The sequence below is a fragment of the Aeromonas sp. QDB11 genome, assembly GCF_027705265.1.
Taxonomy (GTDB): domain Bacteria; phylum Pseudomonadota; class Gammaproteobacteria; order Enterobacterales; family Aeromonadaceae; genus Aeromonas; species Aeromonas allosaccharophila.
Genome location: NZ_JAPDBM010000021.1, coordinates 34,772 through 56,723, shown reverse-complemented (window position 1 = coordinate 56,723; position 21,952 = coordinate 34,772). Strand labels below are relative to the sequence as shown.

Below are 21,952 nucleotides of genomic sequence, written 5' to 3'. Positions count from 1 at the left end.
GTTACCAGCTCAGTTTGTTGGCGGACGGGGTCAGCTCGCCAGCGGTCTGGCCGGTGGGGAGGATCCCCTGCACGCTCAGCTTCTCAAGGCTCGGATAGACGCTGAACAGGGTCGCCTCAAGGCCGGTCAGTTTGGCCGGTGTGGCGCAGGTGTAGGTGTACATGGCGCCCATATCGGCGTGACCCGCTTCGTCATGATCATGCTGGTCTTCATGTTCGTCGCTGGCAGCCTTGTCATGGTCATGGTCGTGATCATGCTCTTCTTTGGCTGCTTGCAGCTCCTGCTGGGTCAGTTTGCAGCCAGCGGCCGGGTCGAAGCGGAACAGGGCATCAGGCTGCTGGAGGCGGGCGACCGCCTTGGCATACTGCGCCTTCTCTTCATCGCTCTTGGCGGCGTGCTCAAAGCCCACCAGATCGGCTGCAGGTGCCTGCAGCTCGATCATCAGCTGGTCGCCATCGACCACCAGATTGAGGTGGCCGTGGCCATGCTCGTGGGCGCCATGGCTGTGGCTCTCGTGTTCGTCGTGATTTGCGTGTGCGCCAAAGGCCGCTGCGGCCAGCAACAGAGTAACTGCTTTCATCTTTAATCCTTTTTCAAAACAAATAACGAAATTAAACAAAGGGATAGAGAAAAACAGAGGCTGGCGGCGCACGGATGGCATAGCTGTGCAGCGTGGCGGTATCCGCCGATCGTTGCATGGTTGCAACAGCGGGCAGAACAGAGGTTGCACTGGGGAAACAATAGGGGGTGGCGGTGATGACCTGCTTGCCATCCAGATGGAGGGCGCAAACCAGGCAGTGATGGTCGTCGTGGCCTGGCAGGGCGGATTCAAGCTGATGCCGGGCAAGGGCAGGCTGCAGCCATAACCAGCCCAGCAGCAAGATCCAGATTTTCAGCTTGATACGACCCATAGACCCTTATGGAAAGGGCGCCATCAGCGCCCTTTCTCTCTGACTTAGAGATGGGACTTGATGAGCCCCATCACGGTAGCAATGTTGTTGGCATCGAGCTGGCCATCTTTGGCAAACAGCACCTTGCCCTCTTTATCCAACAGGATGATGGCCGAGCTTTCCGGCATCAGATCCCAGGCGTTGCGCGCCATGCCCTTGGCATCCAGCACCATGGCGGACCAGGGGAACTCTTTCTTGCTGTCCTCGGTGCTGCTCTTCACGAAGCCGGAGGTGCCCCAGATGGCGTCATTACTGTTGATGACGGTGACGGTCTGGTACTTGTCATGGGGCAGCTTGGCCGCCTTGATCGCCTCGATCATCGGGGCGTTCAGCTCCTTGGCACTGGAGCGACCGGCAATATGCTGGATCAGGAATACCTTGCCGGTGAGCGAGGTGCTCTGCCACGGTTGGTAGCCGATATCCTTGCCGTTCAGTACCAGCTCACCCTTGTCACTGACATTGACCAGCGGCACCGGGTTGCCATCCTTGACGTTGTGAGCAAAGACCAGAGATGGCAGCAGCGCCAAAGTAAGTACCAGATGTTTCATCCTGATGACACTCCATTTGTTATGTTATAACGAGTTTCGGATTGAGGGAATGGGCGAGCTTCATCCTAAACTGATCGGATCTGTTTAAGAAGTGTTAAATAAGATCGCAATTCAGAAGCGTCGGCGCCCCGCCAGTCAGGGGGTTTGCTGGCAAGGGCGACTAGGATGGCATGACATCGATAAAAATCAATGAATTGGCTGCTGGTCTGAGCTGTCTGCGTCAGTAGAGCGATTCGCTGATGAGGGGGATCTTGGCCATGGTCATCTGCTGGGCTAGCAGGGACGAGCCGGTCAGCAGCACATGGCGCTGGTTGTTGATCACCACCACATCACCGGGTACGCCACTGTCTGCCGTAATGGCCAGCCAGGCAGGGGAGACGCTGCCGATGCTGATATCCGGATAGATGATGCTGAGCACATATTGCGGGGCCAGCTCCGCCAGCAGGCTGGCCATCAACAGCGCCTTTTCGTCGCTGTCGGCCTTGTTATCCTGCAGTGCCTGCAGCGGCGGCGCGAAGTGATCCAGCTGCTCCGGCTGGGTCGGGATGGCATTCAGCCACTCCTGCAGCAGGCTGACGCTGGTGGCGAGATCCTTGGCGGCAAACTGCTGCGCCAGCGGCTTGAGCTGACCCTTGAAGTGGTAGAAGAGCTGGGAGTAATCGGGACGCACGCAAGGCAGTTTGCGATTGGCCGGATGGACGCAGGGCACCACCCTCATCTGGTAGAAGGCATCCTCCTGATACTGCTGGTAGGCTTGCCAGAACAGCAGCGACTCCATGCTGTTGTCCCGCAGGGTGAAGGCTTGCTCCAGATTGCGAAACTTGGTGGCGGTCTCGGGGCTGCTCTGGTTGATCAGGTTGATGCTGTTGTAGAGGCGCGGGCTGATGTAGGCGTAGAGCGTCTCCAGCGGATTGGTGAGGGAGGCCTCCAGCAGGCTCATCTCGTGGCGACTGGCGGCCATCACCTGATCGTCGGTGGTCAGCTGGAAGTGCTTGCGCTGGCCATCGGTGGATTGCCACTGCCAGCTCATGTTGATTTCGCTGGCGTTGCTTGTGGCACCAAGGGTGGTGCAGAGAGTGAGGCTGAGCAACAGCGCGGGGATCGGCTTCATGGTGGTGCTTCCTGCCGTGGACGATAATTAACAACTAGGTGAGCCGGCACCACTTTGGTTATGTTTCGTTTTGTGATCTGGATAACAGATTGATGTGACTTTTAATTTAATTGTGAAATTAAGTCACTCTGGAGGGGTTATGAAGCTTTGGATCATAGTGCTGTTTGGGCTGCTCAGCCTGCCAGCCATGGCGGGTCAGGTTATCGTCAACAAGGGGATGTCCGTTGCGGATACCTTTGCCTTGCGCGATCAGCTGGCACGCGAACACGAATGGCAGGAGTGGCTGCGCTTCCAGCAGGCCATCAAGTGGCTGGAGGTATTGCCGGTCAACTGCGAACTGATGAGCCAGCCGGGCGGCGGCTATCGCTGTGGCGGTGATTACTACCGCCCCTACCAGAAAGATGGCCGTGAAATATACATTCAGGGCAATCCTGCCGGAGATGCAGCCGGTCAGTTGCCGCAAACACCGACAAAAAAGGCGCCATAAGGCGCCTTTTTTTCATACCGGATAACGCTTACTTGGCAGCGTAACGCTCGGCAGAGGTCTTGATCTCGGCTTCGGCAGCGGCCTTGTCGCCCCAACCTTCCACCTTGACCCATTTGCCCGCTTCCAGCTCTTTGTAGCGCTCGAAGAAGTGCTGGATCTGGGCGCGCAGCAGTTCCGGCAGATCGTTCACATCCTGGATGTGATCGTACTGCTTGGTCAGCTTGGAGTGCGGCACGGCAACGATCTTGGCATCTTCGCCAGACTCGTCGGTCATCTTCAGCACGCCAACCGGGCGGCAGCGAATGACGGAGCCTGCCAGCAGCGGGTAGGGGGTCGGAACCAGTACGTCGACGGGGTCACCATCCAGAGAGAGAGTCGCGTTCACGTAGCCGTAGTTGCACGGATAGAACATCGGGGTAGACATGAAGCGATCGACGAAAATAGCACCGCTGTCCTTATCGACTTCGTATTTGATCGGGTCGGCATTCTGCGGGATTTCGATGATGACATAGATATCGTCGGGCAGGCTCTTGCCGGCCGGTACCAGGTTCAGGCTCATGATATTTCCTTCGTTGTTAGTATCAGGTTTGCAGGCCGATATTATAGCGATGTGATGTTAAATGACCATATTTCAGCGGATATCGCGGCCAAAGAAGAGGGATGTTTCCGGTTTGCGGTGCTTTGATGTGTTCTGGATGCAACAAAACGGCAGTTTTGATGCCCTGCTGGTGACCTTGGCCACCGGCAGGGCATGTTGAGTGGCGAGTGAAACAGGTGGATCAGAGCGAGTAGGGGAGCCTCGACTCATTGACCAGCCGCGACAGGGCCGCCACCACTTGAGGGTCAAACTGGGTGCCGGAGCGGGACTGGATATACTCCATGGTTTGCGCCAGCGTCCAGGGCTCCTTGTAGGGGCGCTTGCTTAGCAGGGCATCGAACACATCGACCACCGCCACGATCCGCGCCGACAGCGGGATCTGCTGACCAGCGAGCTGTTCCGGATAGCCCTTGCCATCGAAGTGCTCATGGTGGCCCCGGGCGATCTCGGCTCCCAGCGAGAGGTAGCTGGTTCCCTCCACCATCTCGCCCGCCTTGTACAGAATATTGGCACCGATATCGGCATGTTGTTCCATGATGGCCCGCTCGTCGGGATCGAACCGCCCCGGCTTGTGCAGGATATGATCGGGGGTGCCGACCTTGCCCACGTCGTGCAGGATGGAGGCCATGCCGATCATCTCGACAAACTCCGGGGTCAGTTGCTCGGGATATACAGCCATCTGTTGCAGCTCTTCCACCAGCGCATCGGAGAGTTTTTGCACCCGCAGCACATGCTCGCCGGTGTCGGAGTCACGGAATTCTGCCAGCGCCGCCAGCGCTACTACGGTTGCCTCCTGGGCGCGCAGCAGCTGGTTATAGAGGTAGAGGTTATCGTAGGCCGCCGAGATGCGCTGGCAGAAGACATCCAGCAGATCGCATTCGAGCGGGTCGAGAGGCTGGGTCGTGGTGAAACTCAGCACGAACTCGCGCCCATTCTGGGCGGCGATATAGAGGGAGTCCTGCGGATGTTCGAAGCGGTTGCAGCGTTCGTTCAACGCCTTCATCACCGACTCGTGCAGTGCCGGAAAGTCCTCAAGGACCTGCTCTTCCAGCAGCCCTTCGTAGTCACCCGTCGCGGCCAGGATCTCCAGGCCATGCTCATCGGGACGCCGCTCGGCGCAGATGGCCCCTTCGGTGCCCACGTCGAGAATCGCGCTGATCTGTTTCAGCACGCCAGAGGCGAACTCCTTGAGGGAGTGAAGATGATAGAGATCGCCCGCCCCTTCCAGAATTTTGCCGAGTCCCTGGCGGCTCTTGTCGATGGCGCTGAGGGTTTCGTAAGAGCGCAGGGAGGCGATGACGGTGGTGTAGAGCTTTTGTACCGTCAGTTCGGTCTTGGTCTTGTAGTCGTTGATGTCGTAATCGAGGATCACCCGCTGTTCGGGGGCCTGACCGGGCTGGCCGGTACGCAGCACGATCCGCACCAGCGAGTTGCGCATCTCGTTGCGGATCCGGTGTACCAGTCGCAGACCGGCATCTTCGGTCTCCATCACCACATCGAGCAGGATCAGGGCAATTCTGGGATTGGCTTCCAGCATGCGACCCGCTTCGGCGCCGCTGTAGGCATTGAGCAGTTCCAGCGGGCGCGACTTGTAGTGAATATTGGAGAGGGCCAGGCGGGTGGCGTGATGAATGTCCGGCTCGTCATCGACGATCAGCACCTGCCAGGGGTTGAGTGCCTTGGGGACCACGACCTCTTCATCATCGAGTTCGATGATGTCGTCGTCCAGCCAGATATCGTCCTTGTCTTGGGCACTGCTCATATCGGTTACGCCTCCGGCGCTCAATGAGTATGTGAACAGTATGCACGATCATATCCGGTCGGATCACCCGGATAATTGTAGAACGTGAGCGGGCTCTGTCTCTTTTTACTCTATTCAAAAGGCTCCAGATACGCCTGAATCGACTTTTTCAACCAGGCCAGCACCTTGCCGTGGTAGGCATTTTCCGCCAGATAGACGCCGTAGTCCCGCCACTGCAGGCTGAACTTGTGTTTCAGGGTCAGCAGGGAGCCCTGCCGCAGCTGGCTCTGGATCAGCGGCGAGGGGAGTACCGCCCAGCCAAGTCCGTCGAGTACCGCATCGCGCATCAGTTCGAAACTGGAGAGCCCGATGTGTTGGCCGCCGATGGGCAGCAGACTTTTGACCGAGAATTCATCCACATAGGAGAGGGTGACCTGGGTGTGGTCGGTCAGATCCTGCTGCATCACCCGCTTCAGGCTGGCCAGCGGATGGCTGGGGGCCACCACCATCAGAGTGCGGATCGGGTTGAGCAGGTCGATATTGAGGCCGCTGCGCTCCTGATCCTCGGTGATAAGGCCAAAGGCGGCATCGACGAACCCCTCTTCCACCAGTGCGGGCAGTTCGGGCGGGGAGGCGAGCACCAGCGAGATACTGGTACCGGGGAACTGGCTGCGCAAGGCGGCCAGCATCTCGCGCCACACCGGCTCGGGGATGGCGTCATCGCGCGCAACCCGCAGCGCCACCTCGGCGCCGGAGGCGTAGTGTTCACACTTGAGCTTGAGGCTGTTGGCCGCCTGCAGCAGCCGTTTGCAGTCATCCAGCACCAGCTCGCCGATCTCGGTCAGGCGACTCTGATTGGCGCCGCGTTCAAAAAGTTCGACGCCTAGCTCCACTTCAAGGGAGGCGATGGCGGTACTGACTGCGCTACGGCTTTTGCCAAGTTGTCTGGCGGTATTGGCGAGGGAACCACTGTTTGCTGATTCTACAAAGAGTTCTATCTGATAGAGCTTCATGAAGATGGGTCATGACGGAGTGTTCTGACATTACCTTAGCCCGCCCGCGGATAACAAGGCAAACCGTCAGCGTCTGATAATTCGACGCTCAGCGATTCCTGCCCGCGCCGCGACTGCGGCTATCATCTCTCCCGTCGCAGCAACAGAAGGAAAATTCTATGTTAATCAGTCGCATGCTTTTAGCACGCATATTCTTGACGGGGGCCATCCTCACCGAAGTGGCGGGAACATCCAGTATGGCGATGATCCCCGAGGATGCCGCAGGATGGCTGAACTACCTGCCGATGTGGGTCCTGATCACCCTCTCCTATCTGCTACTGGCTCAAGCCGCCAAAACAATCTCCATTGGTATTGCCTTCGCGTTGTGGGAGGGGCTGGGGATTGCACTGATCACCATCGTCTCCGTGCTGTTCCTCGATTACGACCTGAACGCTCAGGAGCTGAGTGGTCTGGCGCTGGCAATAGTGGGTATTGTTATGGTGACCATGGGGGAAACCGGGGATGAACCGGTGCGCAGGAGAGTCACCCGTAACAGCAAGGAGGCGGTATGCACCCGTTAATTATCGTGCTTGGCGCGGCTTTGCTGGATATCGGTGCCAATATGGCGATCAACCGCTCGCGGGGCTTTCGCTACAAAGGGTGGGGCGTGCTGGGAATTATGCTGGTGCTGGGTGCCTTTACCCTGCTCTCCGAAGCGGTGAGCAGTGGCAAGATTGACCTTGCCGTGGCCTACGCCACCTGGGGCGCCATCGGTATTCTGGGGACCGCACTCGGCGGTCTGCTCATCTTCCGTGAGCGACTCAAGCCCATCGGTTGGGCAGGGATGGTGGTGATGGCGCTGGCCGTCGCCATGCTGACCACCGTTTGATAATGCTTTATCAATGACCAAGCCGCCCGGTTTCGCCGGGCGGCTTTTTGTTTGGCCGACTGTTTGGTTGATTGCTTGGTCGATGCAGGCTCAGCGCGGCGCTTCGTAGAGCTCCAGCGGCAGGCCGTCGGGGTCGGCGAAGAAGGTGAAGCGTTTGCCGGTCAGCTCGTCCACCCGCACCGGCTCTACCGCGATCTGATGGGCCAGCAGGTGGGCGATGACCCGGTCAAGGTCGCTGACCCGAAAAGCGAGATGGCGCAGACCGCACGCCTCGGGCGTCGAGGGGCGGCTGGGGGTGATTGGGAAGCTGAACAGCTCCAGCTGGCTGCCGTCCGGCAGGGCGAGATCCAGTTTCCACGACTGGCGCGCCTCGCGCAGGGTCTCGGCGATGATGGGCAGCCCCAGCACCTCGTGGTAGAAGTGGCGCGAGCGTGGGTAATCGCTGGCGATGATGGCCACATGGTGGATGGCGTCAAACAGCGGAAAGGTCATGGTGTTTCCTTGTCAGCAGCATAGTGAACGGGCAGCCTGCGCTGCCCGTGTTGTTGATCTAGTTGAAGAAACCGCCGAACCAGTCATCCAGCGCACTGCGTGGCGTCGCGCTGCTGGCGCAACCGGCCGGGGAGCCCATGGTGGATGCCTTGGCCGGCACCTGCAGGCTGCCCGGGCAGTCGCTGGTGACGCGAGTGCCGCTGGCGCGGGAGAAGTTGGCCCAGGTGACCCCTTCCGGCATCTTCAATCCCAGACTGTTGACGCCGCGCTGGCTCATGTAGCCGCTAAAGAGTTGCAGCGCACCGCTGGCACCGGTCAAGCCCGCCGGGGTGTTGTCGTCGCGACCGACCCAGATACTGACCAGCTCGTTGTTGTCCATCCCGGCAAACCAGGAGTCGCGCAGCTCGTTGGTGGTGCCGGTCTTGGCCGCCATGGTGGCGCCGGGGAACTTGGCACTGAGGGCGCGGGCCGTGCCCTGACTCACCGTCTTGGTCATGGCGAACAGGGTCAGCCAGCTTGCTTGCTGATCGGTGACCCGCTTGGCGGTCTGATCATGCTGATAGAGCAGGCTGCCATCTCCCTTGACCACGGCGCGGATGGCCGACAGCGGCTGGGTCAGCCCCTGATTGGCGATGGGCAGATACATCTGGTTCACCTCCATCGGGGAGAGGGCTACCGCCCCCAGCACCAGCGACGGATAGGGCTGGATCTCCTGCTGGACCCCCAGCTTGTGCAGGGTATCGACCACTTTTTCCAGCCCGACCTGCAGACCCAGATTGACGGTCGGCACGTTGAGGGAGCTGGCCAGCGCATCCATCAGCGGCACGCTCTGGCGGAACTTGCGATCGTAGTTTTGCGGCGTCCAGACCTGACCATCCTGACCGCGAATGCGGATCGGCTGATCTTTCAGCGGGGTCGCCAGCGTCAGGCCGTTGGAGAGGCCGGTGAGGTAGACCGCCGGTTTCACCAGCGAGCCGATCTGGCGGCGGGCATCCAGCGCCCGGTTGAACCCGGCATAGCGGGGATCGCGGCCACCCACCAGCGCCACTACCTCGCCCTTGTGCCAGTCGGAGACCACCATGGCCGCCTCCAGCTTCTTCTTGCCGCGCAGCTTTTCGATCTCGGCGAGGCCCGATTCGACCGCCCGCTCGGCCGCATGCTGGGCGATGGGGTCGAGACTGGTGAAGATCTTCAGGCCAGATTGCTTGAGCAGATCGGCGCCGAAGCGGCTCTGGATCTCGCGCTTGAGCAGCCCCATAAAGGCCGGGGTGCGGCCATAGCTCATCTGGCCGCGAGCGATGATGCCAAGGGGCTGACGGCTGGCCAGCTCATATTCGGCCTGGGTCAGGCTGCCGTGATCCATCAGCAGCTTCAACACCAGATCACGGCGGGTCTTGGCCCGCTCCGGGAAGCGCCAGGGATCGTAATAGGAGGGGCCTTTAACCAGACCGACCAGCAGGGCGACCTGATCGATATCCAGCTCGTTGACCGGAATGCCGAAGTAGAAGTAGGAGGCAAGCCCGAAACCATAGACCCCTTGCGAGAAGTTCTGCCCCAGATAGACCTCGTTGATATAGGACTCGAGGATCTCGTCCTTGCTGTAGCGATAGTCGATCAGCACCGCCATATAGGCTTCCTGCAGTTTTCGCCACAGGCTGCGTTCACGGGTCAGGAAGAAGTTCTTGGCCAACTGCTGGGTGAGGGTACTGCCCCCCTGCACGGTGCGACCCGCGATCAGGTTGGCGAACATGGCACGCATGATGGCCACCGGCGAGACGCCGCCATGCTGGTAGAAGTCGCGATCTTCGGTGGTGAGCAGGGTCACCAGCAGGCTGTCGGGCACCTCGGCGATGCGCACCAGCAGGCGATCTTCCCGATCTTCGGTATTGAGGCGATCGAGCAGCACCGGGTCCATCTGGGCGTAACCGAGCTGGCGCTGGTTCTCCAGCGACTGGATCCCCTCAAGGCGCGGGCCGTTGAAGGTGAGGCGCAGGCCACGGGCCCCATCAGCGCCGTCATAGAACTCGAACGGACGGCGAATAAGCTCGATGCGGTTGCCGTTGATGGTGTATTCACCCGGCGTGTGAGGCTGGCGCACCTGCTTGTAGCTCAGCATGTTGAGCTCGCGCAGCATCTGGTCCCGCGACAGGCGCTGGCTGGGGTAGAGCTCCAGCGGGCGGCTGTAGACCATCACCGGCAGCTGCCACTTCTCGCCATCGAAGCGCTCGCGCACCTTGGTATCCAGATAGATGCCGAACACCACCATAAAGGCCGCCACCACCAGGGAGAGCTTGAAGCCAAGCCAGAACAGCTTGCGCCAGATGGTGCGTTTGGGTGCGGCCTTCTTGGGAGGGCTCTTGCGTCGTTGGGTTGCCATGGTTCCTCTTTACCTGTTCATCATTATTCGTTGTGTTGCCATCGCGGCGTAATCGAACGATCGCGGCCGATTATCCATCAAATAGTCGGTGAGATTTCGTTCATCGAACCTACATCCCCATCTTCTTCTTGGTGACCCTGGTCGGCATCGCCTCCAGCGGATTATCCGGCCAGTAGTGGCGGGGATAGCGCCCCTTCATCTCTTTTTTCACCTGCTCGTAAGAGCCAGCCCAGAAGGCAGCCAGATCGGCGGTGATCTGCAGCGGCCGCTGGGCGGGGGAGAGCAGCTCCACCACCAGCGGCACCCGGCCATCGGCCACGCAGGGGGTCGAACCTTGTCCGAACATCTCCTGAATACGCACCGGGATCACCGGTGCCTGCCCCGGTTGATAGCGGATCCGCACCCGGCTGCCGGTGGGCGCCGCAAAGTGGCTCGGCAGCGCCTCGTTCAGCCGCTTGGGCAGCGGCCAGGGCAGGGATTGGCGCAGGATATCGCCGAGGTTGAGCTTTTTCAGTTGCTCCAGCCGGGTCATGCCGCTCACCGCTGGCAGCAGCCACTGTTCCAGCGTGGCCAGCAGGTTTTCCTCGTCCATCGCGGGCCACCCCTCATCGGGCAGCCAGTCGCGGGCGCAGCGCAGACGGGCCAGCAGCCCTTCGCTGCTCTCGTCCCACGGCAGCACATGCAGCCCCTTGCGGCGAATGCCTTGCAGCAGGCAGCGCCCTTTCTGCTCGTCAGAGAGTTCGGTCAGCGGGCACTGGCTCAGCACCAGCTCACCGATCACCTGCTGGCGTTCGGCCCGTACCCGCTCTTCCCGTTCATCCCAGTCGAACCACTGTCGTTCGCTCACCAGCTCCGGCAGCAGGCGCACCAGCTCGTCCAGCTCGACCGGTTCGGCGATAAAGATGCGGCTGCCGCGATCGTTCTGCCCCATCTCGATGGCGATGAGGGCCGCTTGTCCCTGACAGGGATGACCTTCTACCAGATCGCAGCTCACCCCACCACTGAGTTGATAGCGACTGCCGCTGCGCAGCTTCCCGATGCGATCCGGCCAGGCGAGGGCGCAAAGCAGCCCGAGCCACTGGCCCTGCGCAGTGGCAGGGCGGGCGCCAAGCCGTTCAAACCAGCGGGCCGCGCTCTGGCGCAGGGCGCTTTGACGGCGGTGGAACAGCACCGAGAGGCGCTCCGATCCTCGCAGATCTTCTTCCTGCAACGCCACCAGATATGCGGCATCGGCGACAATCCCTGTCAGACCCTCGGACTCCAGCTCGCGGGCGCGCAGCAACATGCGGGCGAGGCGAGGGTGGGTGCCGAAGGCGGCCATGGCGCGGCCAGCGGGAGTGAGTTGTTGCTCACCCTCCGGCTTCATGGCGCCAAGGGCCACCAGCAGCCGCTGGGCGCTGGCCACCGCGGCGGCGGGAGGCATGTCAAGCAGCGGCAGATCTTCCACCCTGGCGCCCCACTGGGCGGCGTCCAGCAGCAGGCCGGTCAGCTCCTGAGTGAGAATGTCTGGCGGGCTCTGCTCGGCGAGCCGCTCCTGCACCTCGCTGCTCCAGAGCCGGTAGCAGACACCGGGGCCGAGACGACCGGCGCGACCTGCCCGCTGGGTGGTGGAGGATTTGGCTATCTGGCGGGTCTCCAGTCGGGTGACGCCGCTTTTCAGATCGAACGAGGCGCGCCGCTCCAGTCCGCTGTCGATCACCACCGAAATCCCCTCGATGGTGAGGGAGGTCTCCGCCACATTGGTGGTGAGCACCAGCTTACGGCGGCCGGCAGGCGCCGGTTCGATGGCTGCCTGCTGGGCCGCCATATCGAGGCGCCCGTAGAGGGGGGCGAGGAGCACGTCGTCCGGCAGTTTGTCTGCCAACCACTGCGCCAGTCGCTCGATCTCTCCCTGTCCCGGCAGAAAGACCAGCAGGCTACCGCGGTGTGCGGCTAGCGCCTCCAGCACCACGGCACCGACCTGCGGCTCCAGCCACTGCTGGCGATTGGCGGGGCGGTAGTGGTAGTCGATGGGAAAGCCGCGCCCTTCGGAGCGAACTACAGGGGAATCCGGCAGCAGGCGCTCGAGCGCCATGCCATCCAGGGTGGCAGACATCACCAGGAGTTTGAGGTCATCGCGCAGCCCTTGCTGGCTCTCGATGGCGAAGGCCAGCGCGGTATCGGCGTGCAGACTGCGTTCATGGAACTCATCGAAGATGACCAGCGAGACGCCGGTCAGCTCGGGGTCTTGCTGCAACATCCGGGTCAGCACCCCCTCGGTGACGATCTCGAGCCGGGTTCCTGCGCTGGTGCGGCTCTCGCCGCGTACCCGCAGGCCAATGCGCTCACCCACCTTTTCCCCCAGCTGGCGCGCCAGAAAGCTGGCGATGTTGCGCGCCGCGAGCCGCCTTGGCTCCAGCATGATGATGCGGCCGGGCAGCCTGTTCTGGCGCACCAGCTCCAGCGGCAGCAGGGTCGATTTGCCCGCGCCGGGGGGCGCCTGCAGGATCACGCTGGGGTGGCGGTCGAGGGCGGCAAAGAGTTCGGGCAATACCGAAACGATGGGGAGCTGGGACAAAGCGATGAGCACCTTCTGTAGCAACCGGTAAAACGGCGCCTATTCTGCCACAGCCACCCGCGCCACCGTGAGTGGATGTGCGGAGATGGCCACTCGGGCGGGAGGCTGGCGAGACATGGCCGGATGGCTGCCATAGAATGGGCCCATCCAATGAGCGTGAAAAAGGCATTATCACCACATGGCCAAACTCTTCTTTGCCCTGCCCGTCAAGGAGCTCGCCCCCGAGCTCATCGCCTGGCGCGATCAGCAGCCCTGGCCCGGTCAGCTGGTGCCGCAAGCCAACCTTCACCTGACCCTCGCCTTCCTCGGTGAAGCGGACGAGGTGACCACCCGCCGCCTGATCGCCGCCGTAGAGCGTCAGCACTGTCCGCCGCTTGCCATCAGGCTGGATGAGACCGGCTGGTTCAGCCGGGCCAAGGCCGCCTGGATTGGCCCGAAGGAGTGGCCAAACGAGCTGAATGTGCTGGCCCGGGCGCTGCGCCGCCACGGCGAGAAGCTGCGTCTTGGCAATGGCGAGCAGGGTTATCGCCCCCACGTCACCCTGTCGCGCAAGGCGGGTGAGGCACCGGCCATCCAGCCTGCCCCAAATTTTCTGCTGCAGGCTGACGAGTTCTGCCTCTATCAATCCATCTCGACCCCGGACGGGGTACGCTACGAGCCGCTCGCCTGCTGGCCGCTGCGGGCAAGACGCAAAGAGGGATTGGATAATGAAGAGCAACGGAGGGCAAATCCGTGATCTTTGATCCCCCCCTGCAATCGGGCCAGCTGGTGGCCCGCTACAAGCGCTTTTTGACCGATGTGCAACTCGATAACGGCGAGGTCATCACCATCCACTGTGCCAATACCGGTGCCATGACCGGCTGTGCCGAGCCGGGCACCCGAGTCTGGTACTCCACCTCCGACAACCCCAAGCGCAAACTGCCAAACAGCTGGGAGATCGCCGAGAGCTCGGCGGGCCACTTTATCTGCGTCAACACGGCGCGCGCTAACCAGATCGCCCGGGAGCTTATCGAGCAGGAGGCCATCGCCCCGCTGGCGGGCTACAGCCGGTTGCGCACCGAGGTGAAGTATGGCGAAGAGAACAGTCGCATCGATCTGCTGCTGGAAGATGACGAGAAGGGCAATTGTTACGTCGAGGTAAAATCGGTGACCCTGCTCGACGAACGTTATCAACCGGGCATGGGTTACTTCCCCGATGCGGTCACCGCCCGTGGCGCCAAGCACTTGCGCGAGCTGATGGCGATGAAAGCGGCGGGCCACAGAGCCGTGCTGCTCTTTATGGTGTTGCACTCCGGAATAAGCCGGATGCGCCCTGCAACCCATATAGATCCGCACTATAGTCTGCTAATTGAGCAGTCAATTGCGGCGGGGGTTGAAATTTTATGCTATCGGCCCCATGTTGGGGTGCATGGCATGGTGGCCCAAGGTTTCATCCCATTTGAATCTGGTCACCTGTTACCCGAGGGGAGTGCATAAATATTGGAGTGGGTAACATTATTGGTACGGCTCGTTTGCTTACCCGTTACCCTTCTGCTATAGATGTCGCCCTCAATTTATGGATGGCACGGGTAGCGTGCTGAATTAGGAGACAGGGCATGCCAACAGGCGAAAACAGGAAATCTCTGGGCCCCCTGGCCATTGCGGGTGTCGCGCCTTACCAGGAAAAGCCGGGTGAGGAGTACATGAATGACCAACAAAAGGCGCATTTTCGCAAGATCCTGGGTGCCTGGCGCAACCAACTGATGCAGGAAGTTGATCGTACCGTCGACCATATGAAAGACGAGGCTGCCAACTTCCCGGATCCCGTGGATCGTGCCGCGCAAGAAGAAGAGTTCGCTCTTGAACTGCGTACCCGCGACCGTGAACGCAAGCTGATCAAGAAGATCGAGAAGACCTTGCAGCTGCTTGAAGACGATGATTTCGGTTACTGCGAACACTGCGGTATCGAGATCGGTATCCGTCGTCTGGAAGCCCGTCCGACTGCCGACCTCTGTGTCGATTGCAAGACGCTGGCCGAGATCAAGGAAAAACAGATGGCCGGTTGATCCCGACCCTCTGGTATATGAAAAAGGGAGCTCGCGGGCTCCCTTTTTTATTGAGCTTTTGGCGGTAGCGCCCCAGAATGCTGCCTCAATGAATCGCTTACCCGAACAGTCATGCCCGTGAATACCCCGTCCTCACTCCTTATGCGCCCCTATGTCGGCCGCTTTGCTCCCTCACCTTCCGGTCCGCTTCACTTCGGTTCGCTGATCGCCGCCCTCGGCAGCTTTTTGCAGGCCCGATCCCGGCAGGGGCGCTGGTTGGTGCGCATCGAAGATATCGATCCGCCGCGGGAGATGGCAGGCGCGGCGGCCCTGATCCTCAAGACCCTTGAGGCATATGGCCTCGAGTGGGATGGGGAGGTGATGTTCCAGAGTGCGCGCCACGGCCGTTATGACGAGATCATCGACCAGCTCTATCGGGTTGGCGATCTCTACTGGTGTCGATGTACCCGGCGCGAAATCATGGCGAGCGGTGGATTTTACAACGGCCACTGCCGCACCCTCGGGCTGACGGCAGAGGGATGTGCCGCCCGGCTGCGCCAGCACCATCCGGTCTACCACTTCGATGATCGCTTGCAGGGCCATATTGCGGTGCCAGCGGCGCTCGCCGAGGAGGATTTCATTATCCGTCGCCGCGACGGGCTCTACGCCTACAACCTGGCGGTGGTGGTGGATGATATGGACAGCGGCATCACCGAGATAGTGCGCGGCGCCGATCTACTGGAGCCCACGGTGCGCCAGATTGCCCTCTACCAGACCCTGGTGGCACCGGTGCCCGACTGGGTGCATCTGCCGCTGGCGGTACTGGCCGATGGCAACAAGCTCTCCAAGCAGAACCATGCGCCGGCGCTGGCGCTCGATGAGGTGCGCCCGGCCCTGTGGCAGGCGCTGCACTTCCTCGGCCAGTGTCCGCCCCCCGAGCTGATGGCGAGCCGGCTCGACGAGATCATCGGGTGGGGCATCGCCAACTGGCGGCTCGACCGGGTGCCCGCCAGCCAGAAGATCCCGCTGGACGTTGAGTAAAGAGAGCCGGTTTTCGTGTAATAGGACGTGAGCAGGGCGCAGATAGACCGCTATTTTTGCTGGCGACCTGTTTCATTCGGGATCAATTGCCAGCACGGTTTTTCATTTGGTCAGGTGTGAGCTATGCACAGGTAGACCGCTATTTTTGCTGGCGACCTGTTTCATTCGGGATCAATTGTCAGCACGGTTTTTCATTTGGTTAGGCGTGAGCTATGCACAGGTAGACCGCTATTTTTTGGCCCGGTTTGATTCAAATGAGCTGAAGTAACCGCATGGTTTTTCATTTGGTCAGGCGTGAGCTATGATAGGCCGCTATTTTTTGGCCTCCCGTCAATTTAGAAGTCATGAAGAGGTGTACCATTTTTTCCCAGATCGCAAACTTTTGCCGCAAGGTGCTCGGCAAGGAAGATGGCGAGCAGCCGGTGGAATCCCCCATTCCAGCCCGTGTCGCCGGTCAACGTCGTACCTTAAGCCGTGATCAGCACCCTGTTTCGCGCAAAGAGATCAGCGAGAATGCCCTCAAGGTGCTCTATCGCCTGAACAAAGGGGGCTATGAGGCCTACCTGGTCGGCGGCGGAGTCCGGGATATTCTGCTCGGGAAGACACCCAAGGATTTCGACATCGCAACCGATGCGACGCCGGAGCAGATCAAGGCGCTGTTCAGCAACTGCCGCCTGATTGGCCGTCGTTTCCGCCTTGCCCACATTGTCTTTGGTCGTGACGTGATCGAAGTGGCCACCTTCCGGGGTCACCACCATCAGGTCAATACCAGCAAACATGTGTCGGCCCAGTCTGATGAAGGCATGCTGCTGCGTGACAACGTCTACGGCACCATCGAAGAGGATGCCGAGCGCCGTGACTTTACCGTCAACGCCCTCTACTACAGTGCCAAAGATTTCACCCTGCACGATTTCGAAGGGGGTCTGGAAGATCTGGCCGAGCGCAAGCTTGAGCTGATCGGTGATCCCGAGACCCGTTATCGTGAGGATCCGGTGCGGATGCTGCGCGCCGTGCGCTTTGCCGCCAAGCTGGACATGACCATCAGCCCGCGTACCGCCGCCCCCATCAAGGAGCTGGCGCCGCTGCTGCAAGACATCCCTGCTGCTCGCTTGTTTGAGGAGACCCTCAAGCTGTTCCTGGCTGGCGACGGTCTGGCGACCTACAAGCTGCTGCGCGAGTATGGCCTGTTCCAGCAGCTGTTCCCGCAAGTGGCGGCGCTGTTTACCCCGCACGGCAACTCGCCCTGTGAGCAGCTGATTGAGCTGGCGCTGATCGATACCGACACCCGTGTCCGTGAAGACAAGCGCGTCACTCCCGCCTTCCTCTACGCCACCCTGCTGTGGGGCGCTGTCGAGGCCCGTGGTCGGGTGCTGGAGAACGAGAGCGGCTTGCCCTGGTATGACGCCTTCATGCTGGCGATCAACGAGGTGCTGGACAATCAGGTGCGGATCATCGCCGTTCCCCGCCGTTTCACCACCGATGTCCGCGACATCTGGGCACTGCAACAGCGTCTGACCCGTCGTCAGGGCAAACACCCCGAGCGCGCCATGGAGCATCCCAAGTTCCGCGCGGCGTACGACTTCCTGTTGCTGCGCAACCGGGTCGAGCGTGGTCTCGGCGAGCTGGCCAGCTGGTGGGAGCGCTATGTCGCCTCCAATCCGGATGTGCGCCCGCAACTGCAGCGTGAAGCGACCCGTCGCCCGGCGAGCGGTGAGCGTGCCCCGGCCGGTGAGGCCCGCAGCAACGATGGCGAGAAGCGCAGCAGCAACAGCCGCAACCGTCGTCGCCCCCGTCGCCGCAAACCGAAAGTGGCCGAGTGACAACAGACGTGATGACCGAGGTCTTCATCGCCATAGGTTCCAACCTGTCTGACCCGCTGGGTCAGGCTCGTCGCGCCGTCGCCGCTTTAGGCCGGTTGCCGGAATCTGTGCTGGTGGAGGCCTCGTCGTTTTACAGCAGCCGCCCCATGGGGCCTGCTGACCAACCGGACTACGTCAATGCCGTGGCCCGGCTCAACACCCGGCTGGCGCCCCTTGCGCTGCTGGATCAATTACAAAAAATCGAGCTGGAACAGGGACGTGTGCGCAAAGATGAGCGGTGGGGGCCGAGAACCCTGGATCTCGATCTGCTGCTTTATGGGGATCAGGTGATCAACCATGAGCGCCTGATCGTACCCCACTACGGCATGAAGGAGCGGGAGTTCGTGCTGCTGCCCCTTGCCGAAATTGCGCCTGCTCTGGTGCTGCCCTGCGGCACCCCGCTCGCCCGACTGGTTGCCCGCTGCCCGCACAATGATTTGGCCATCATTGCCCCGCGTGCAGATCTACAGGAGCCTCTATGAGCAAGATCACCACCGCCAGCCTGCTGAAGATGAAGCAGGACGGTCAAAAGTTCACCGCCATCACCGCCTATGATGCCACCTTTGCCAAGCTGTTCGACGACGAGGGGGCCCACGTGCTGCTCATCGGCGATTCGCTGGGCATGGTGCTGCAAGGGGGTCAGGATACCCTGGCGGTCAACATGGATGAGATGGTCTATCACACCCGCTGTGTGGCGCGCGGTGCCAGCAAGGCACTGGTGGTCGCCGACATGCCGTTCATGAGCTACGCCACGCCGGAGCAGACTTACCAGAATGCGGCCCGCCTGATGGCGGCCGGTGCCCGCATGGTGAAGATGGAAGGGGGTGACTGGCTGTGCGACTCCATCCGCCACCTCACCCGCAACGGGGTGCCAGTGTGTGGTCACCTCGGCCTCACCCCGCAATCCGTCCATGTCTTTGGTGGCTTCAAGGTGCAGGGGCGCGACGAGTTTCAGGCGCAAGAGATCTACCGTCAGGCCCTCGAACTGCAAGCGGCCGGTATCCAGCTGCTGGTGCTCGAGTGTGTGCCCACTGCGCTGGCCGAGCGCATCACCAAGGCGCTGCGCATCCCGGTGATCGGTATCGGAGCCGGTCCCGCGACCGATGGCCAGATCCTGGTGATGCACGATGCCTTTGGCGTCACCTCCGGCTATGTGCCCAAGTTCACCAAGAATTTCCTGGCCGAGACCGGCGATGTGCGTGCCGCCATCCGCCTCTATGTCCAGCAGGTGAGCGAGGGGAGCTTCCCCGGCCCGGAGCACTGCTTCAACTGATCCTGGCGGTTGCACGATGGGGGCTGCGGCCCCCGTCTCTGCTTGTCAGCCTCGTAGAGTTAATCCCTATAGCTAATCCGTATCTTATTGATTCATCTAAAGGTGAACTGCTGATAGCCATGCTCGTGCCCCATCCCGCCCGAGCGCTAGCGGTGGATGCAACCCGTCTCTCTTTTTGATTTATCGGAAGGTGAACTGCTGATGTTGGTCGTAAATAATCCCGTCGTTCTGCGTGAGCAGATCAGCCAATGGCGCCGTGAAGGGCGAGCCATTGCATTCGTGCCCACCATGGGCAACCTGCATCAGGGCCACCTGACGCTGGTGAAAGAGGCGCACAGCCACGCCGAGAAGGTGGTGGTCAGCATCTTCGTCAACCCGATGCAGTTCGACAAGGCCGAGGATCTCGCCAACTACCCGCGTACTCTGGAGCAGGATTGCGCTGCGCTGGAAGTCGCCGGCGTCGACATGGTATTCACCCCGACCCCGGAGATCATGTATCCGCAGGGGCTGGCGAGCCAGACGTTCGTCGAAGTGCCGGGCCTCTCCGGCCTGCTGGAAGGGGCGCTACGCCCCGGTCACTTCCGTGGGGTCAGCACCGTCGTTACCAAGCTGTTCAATCTGGTGCAGCCGGATGTGGCCTGCTTTGGCCAGAAGGATTACCAGCAGCTGGCGCTTATTCGCAAGATGGTGGCCGATATGGCGATGCCCATCGAAATCGTCGGTGTGCCGACTGTGCGGGCCGAGGACGGGCTGGCGCTCTCCTCGCGCAACGGCTACCTGACTGCCGCCGAGCGGGCCATCGCCCCCGAGCTGGCGCGCACCATGAACTGGATCGCCGAGCAGATCGAAGCGGGTGACCACCACCTGCCCTCCTTGGTGGCGCAGGCCAGTCAGCGTCTCGACAATGCCGGTTTCCGTACCGATGCTATCGACATCGTCGATGCCGCCACCCTCGAATCCGCCACTGACGAGAGCGCGCAGCTGGTGATCCTGATGGCCGCTTATCTTGGCAAGGCCCGCCTTATCGACAACCAAGTGGTCACGCTGCAGCAAGCCTGAGCCCGCCACAACCAGGAGGACCCCATGTCCAAGAAGGTTTACTGCATTGCCCAATTCCTGCCGAAACCCGGTCAGGAGCAAGCCCTGTTTCAGGTGCTGCAGGCGCTCGAGCCCAATACCCTGCGTGAGGATGGTTGCCTGCAATATCTGGTTACCCGCCACATTCCGAGTCCGTTTGCCGAGGGGGAGAGCTTCCCCATCGTGTTCAACGAGATTTGGCAAGATATGGCAGCCTTTGAAGCTCACTGCCAGCGCGCCGAGATCTCCGCGTTCTTCGAGCGTTACTGCCTGGCCGATGATGGTTTGGCCGCCAAGTGGAATGTCTGCGTCTATAGCGACGAACCCGAACAGTACGACGCCCCCGTAAAGAAGTAATTCCCCCGATTGCCAGCGGACGCCCCCTCAGGCGTCCGCTGTTTTTTCACGCCTGTCATTTGGCGTTTTCCCTCGCGACTCTGCTCGCACCCGTTGTTTTCTCTCTCCACAATCGGCCCTGATGGCCGCTACAGGTGTTTATTTATGTTTACCTTGTTTGCTTCGTTGCTCTTCTGTCTGCTCTGTTTTGCCCTGACCCGGCTGCCCGCCACGGTGCCGTTGTCGCGCAAGGTGCTCGCCGGTCTGCTGCTGGGGGGGCTGTTTGGTCTCGGTCTGCAACTGGGCTGGGGCGCCGATGATGCCGGTGTCCAGCAGACCCTGGAGTGGGTCAATATCGTTGGCGGCGGCTATGTCAGCCTGCTCAAGGTGGTGATGATGCCACTGGTGTTCACCTCCATCCTCTCCGCCATCAACAAGCTGGAGCAGGCCCAGTCCCTCGGCAAGATCAGCGCCGTGCTGATCGGCTCCATGCTGACCCTGGTGATGATTGCCGGTGTGGTGGGGATGACCATCACCCATCTGAGCGGTCTCACTGCCGAGGGGCTGCTGAGCCACGGTAGCGACAGCGCCGCCCTGCAACAGAGCATGAGTACCATCGACAGTGCCCAGACCCTGCCCGCCCTGCTGCTCTCGCTGGTGCCCACCAACTTTGCCGCCGACATGGCAGGTAGTCGCGGCCTCTCGGTGATCGGGGTGGTGATCTTCACCGTGCTGGCCGGGGTTGCCCTGCTGCAGCTGAAGGCGGAGCACCCGGATGCGGGGGCTCGCGCCGCCGTCGCCATCGATACCCTGCAGCTGTGGGTGATGAAGATGGTACGGGTGGTGATTGCACTTACCCCCTATGGCGTGATGGCGCTGATCGCCCGGGTGGTGGCGCACTATCCGCTGAGCGAGATCCTCAATCTGCTCGGCTTTATTCTGGTCTGCTATGTCGCCATTCTGGCGATGTTTGCGGTACACATGGTGATCCTGCTGCTGCTCGGCCAGAACCCGCTGCACTATTTGCGGGAAGTGTGGGGCGTGCTCACCTTCGCCTTTATCTCCCGCAGCAGCGCAGCTTCCATTCCGCTTAGCATCGAGACCCAGCAGCGCCTTGGGGTGCCCGCCAGCATCGCCAACTTTGCCGCGTCGTTCGGTGCCAATCTGGGTCAAAATGGCTGCGCCGGTATCTATCCGGCCATGATGGTGGCGATGATCGCCCCCATGCTCGGCATCAACCCCTTCGATCCCCTGTTCCTGCTGACCCTGCTGCCGGTCATTGCGCTCGGCTCCATCGGGGTTGCCGGGGTGGGCGGCGGTGGCACTTTCGCCGCGCTGATCGTGCTCTCCACCCTCAACTTCCCCATCGCGCTGGTGGGGGTGATGATCGCCATTGAGCCACTGGTGGATATGGGCCGTACCGCCCTCAACGTCAACGGCTCCATCATGGCGGCGATGATCACCAAGCGCTTGCTGGGCAAACAGCAGCTGGCCAACGTGGAGATGGTGCAGCCACAGGCCGCCAGCTAACCCCGAGCGTGACCCAATATGAAAGAAGCCCGCAGTTGCGGGCTTCTTTCATATTGGCTGTGTTGCCTTG

The 21,952-nt window shown here is 61.1% G+C and carries 23 protein-coding genes; 13 read left to right on the top strand and 10 right to left on the bottom strand.

The window, feature by feature from the left end; genetic code table 11:
- Nucleotide 1: 1 nt before the first annotated feature.
- The 4 genes from OKC40_RS09410 to OKC40_RS09395 form a co-directional block, all read right to left on the bottom strand.
- Nucleotides 2-580 carry a DUF2796 domain-containing protein gene (locus OKC40_RS09410; protein WP_182938226.1) on the bottom strand — a complete coding sequence of 193 codons (579 nt, stop codon included), beginning with the start codon at nt 578-580 and terminating at the stop codon, nt 2-4.
- Nucleotides 581-611: 31 nt separating this feature from the next.
- Nucleotides 612-911, bottom strand: coding sequence for a DUF2607 family protein (locus tag OKC40_RS09405; RefSeq protein WP_182938225.1), 300 nt, complete (start codon nt 909-911; stop codon nt 612-614).
- 44 nt (nt 912-955) lie between these two features.
- On the bottom strand, nt 956-1,498 hold the full coding sequence (locus OKC40_RS09400) for a YtfJ family protein (RefSeq protein WP_182938224.1): 543 nt from the start codon (nt 1,496-1,498) through the stop codon (nt 956-958).
- Between the two features lie 220 nt (nt 1,499-1,718).
- Nucleotides 1,719-2,609, bottom strand: coding sequence for a hypothetical protein (locus OKC40_RS09395; RefSeq protein ID WP_111807086.1), 891 nt, complete (start codon nt 2,607-2,609; stop codon nt 1,719-1,721).
- A 139-nt stretch (nt 2,610-2,748) separates the two neighbouring features.
- Between OKC40_RS09395 and OKC40_RS09390 the strand changes: the two genes are divergently transcribed.
- Nucleotides 2,749-3,096, top strand: a complete 348-nt coding sequence (locus tag OKC40_RS09390; RefSeq protein ID WP_182938222.1) for a hypothetical protein — start codon at nt 2,749-2,751, stop codon at nt 3,094-3,096.
- Between the two features lie 28 nt (nt 3,097-3,124).
- Here the strand turns inward: OKC40_RS09390 and ppa are convergent, their stop codons facing one another.
- From ppa to OKC40_RS09375, 3 genes are all read right to left on the bottom strand, one after another.
- Nucleotides 3,125-3,655, bottom strand: a complete 531-nt coding sequence (gene ppa / locus OKC40_RS09385; RefSeq protein ID WP_033137821.1) for an inorganic diphosphatase — start codon at nt 3,653-3,655, stop codon at nt 3,125-3,127.
- A 220-nt stretch (nt 3,656-3,875) separates the two neighbouring features.
- The gene (locus tag OKC40_RS09380) at nt 3,876-5,456 is read right to left on the bottom strand and encodes a response regulator (protein WP_270794936.1); all 1,581 of its coding nucleotides are present in this window, start codon (nt 5,454-5,456) and stop codon (nt 3,876-3,878) included.
- Nucleotides 5,457-5,566: 110 nt separating this feature from the next.
- Nucleotides 5,567-6,448 carry a LysR family transcriptional regulator gene (locus tag OKC40_RS09375; RefSeq protein ID WP_182938220.1) on the bottom strand — a complete coding sequence of 294 codons (882 nt, stop codon included), beginning with the start codon at nt 6,446-6,448 and terminating at the stop codon, nt 5,567-5,569.
- 158 nt (nt 6,449-6,606) lie between these two features.
- Here OKC40_RS09375 and OKC40_RS09370 point away from each other — a divergent pair, with 158 nt between their 5' ends.
- Both OKC40_RS09370 and OKC40_RS09365 read left to right on the top strand, forming a co-directional pair.
- Nucleotides 6,607-7,008 (top strand): SMR family transporter, encoded by a 402-nt coding sequence (locus OKC40_RS09370; protein WP_182938219.1) that lies wholly within the window; start codon nt 6,607-6,609, stop codon nt 7,006-7,008.
- Complete coding sequence (locus tag OKC40_RS09365; protein WP_182938218.1) at nt 6,996-7,316, top strand: SMR family transporter; 321 nt, start codon at nt 6,996-6,998, stop codon at nt 7,314-7,316. Before OKC40_RS09370 ends, OKC40_RS09365 begins: the two co-directional genes overlap by 13 nt.
- A 90-nt stretch (nt 7,317-7,406) precedes the next feature.
- Here OKC40_RS09365 and gloA2 read toward each other — a convergent pair whose 3' ends face one another.
- From gloA2 to hrpB, 3 genes are all read right to left on the bottom strand, one after another.
- Nucleotides 7,407-7,808, bottom strand: coding sequence for an SMU1112c/YaeR family gloxylase I-like metalloprotein (gene gloA2, locus OKC40_RS09360; protein ID WP_182938217.1), 402 nt, complete (start codon nt 7,806-7,808; stop codon nt 7,407-7,409).
- Nucleotides 7,809-7,866: 58 nt separating this feature from the next.
- Nucleotides 7,867-10,185, bottom strand: a complete 2,319-nt coding sequence (gene mrcB / locus OKC40_RS09355; protein WP_139406457.1) for a penicillin-binding protein 1B — start codon at nt 10,183-10,185, stop codon at nt 7,867-7,869.
- 109 nt (nt 10,186-10,294) lie between these two features.
- The gene (gene hrpB, locus OKC40_RS09350; RefSeq protein ID WP_270794935.1) at nt 10,295-12,742 is read right to left on the bottom strand and encodes an ATP-dependent helicase HrpB; all 2,448 of its coding nucleotides are present in this window, start codon (nt 12,740-12,742) and stop codon (nt 10,295-10,297) included.
- 178 nt (nt 12,743-12,920) lie between these two features.
- Here hrpB and thpR point away from each other — a divergent pair, with 178 nt between their 5' ends.
- The 10 genes from thpR (at nt 12,921) to OKC40_RS09300 (ending at nt 21,882) form a co-directional block, all read left to right on the top strand.
- Nucleotides 12,921-13,478: an RNA 2',3'-cyclic phosphodiesterase gene (gene thpR, locus OKC40_RS09345; RefSeq protein ID WP_182938215.1), complete on the top strand. Its 558-nt coding sequence runs from the start codon at nt 12,921-12,923 to the stop codon at nt 13,476-13,478.
- Nucleotides 13,475-14,218, top strand: coding sequence for a DNA/RNA nuclease SfsA (gene sfsA, locus OKC40_RS09340; RefSeq protein ID WP_111807100.1), 744 nt, complete (start codon nt 13,475-13,477; stop codon nt 14,216-14,218). The genes thpR and sfsA overlap by 4 nt, the downstream gene beginning before the upstream one ends.
- A gap of 119 nt (nt 14,219-14,337) precedes the next feature.
- On the top strand, nt 14,338-14,787 hold the full coding sequence (gene dksA, locus OKC40_RS09335) for an RNA polymerase-binding protein DksA (RefSeq protein ID WP_005335644.1): 450 nt from the start codon (nt 14,338-14,340) through the stop codon (nt 14,785-14,787).
- Between the two features lie 111 nt (nt 14,788-14,898).
- Complete coding sequence (gene gluQRS, locus OKC40_RS09330; protein ID WP_182938214.1) at nt 14,899-15,807, top strand: tRNA glutamyl-Q(34) synthetase GluQRS; 909 nt, start codon at nt 14,899-14,901, stop codon at nt 15,805-15,807.
- 344 nt (nt 15,808-16,151) lie between these two features.
- Complete coding sequence (gene pcnB, locus OKC40_RS09325; protein ID WP_058052520.1) at nt 16,152-17,627, top strand: polynucleotide adenylyltransferase PcnB; 1,476 nt, start codon at nt 16,152-16,154, stop codon at nt 17,625-17,627.
- Nucleotides 17,628-17,638: 11 nt separating this feature from the next.
- Nucleotides 17,639-18,148 (top strand): 2-amino-4-hydroxy-6-hydroxymethyldihydropteridine diphosphokinase, encoded by a 510-nt coding sequence (folK, locus tag OKC40_RS09320; protein ID WP_139406477.1) that lies wholly within the window; start codon nt 17,639-17,641, stop codon nt 18,146-18,148.
- Complete coding sequence (panB, locus tag OKC40_RS09315; RefSeq protein ID WP_042063124.1) at nt 18,145-18,939, top strand: 3-methyl-2-oxobutanoate hydroxymethyltransferase; 795 nt, start codon at nt 18,145-18,147, stop codon at nt 18,937-18,939. Before folK ends, panB begins: the two co-directional genes overlap by 4 nt.
- A 201-nt stretch (nt 18,940-19,140) precedes the next feature.
- Entirely contained in the window at nt 19,141-19,998 is an 858-nt protein-coding gene (gene panC / locus OKC40_RS09310; protein WP_042656634.1) for a pantoate--beta-alanine ligase, read from the top strand.
- A gap of 24 nt (nt 19,999-20,022) precedes the next feature.
- Nucleotides 20,023-20,373, top strand: coding sequence for a putative quinol monooxygenase (locus OKC40_RS09305; RefSeq protein WP_139406465.1), 351 nt, complete (start codon nt 20,023-20,025; stop codon nt 20,371-20,373).
- Nucleotides 20,374-20,517: 144 nt separating this feature from the next.
- Nucleotides 20,518-21,882, top strand: a complete 1,365-nt coding sequence (locus OKC40_RS09300) for a cation:dicarboxylate symporter family transporter (protein WP_182938212.1) — start codon at nt 20,518-20,520, stop codon at nt 21,880-21,882.
- The last annotated feature ends 70 nt before the right edge of the window (nt 21,883-21,952 follow it).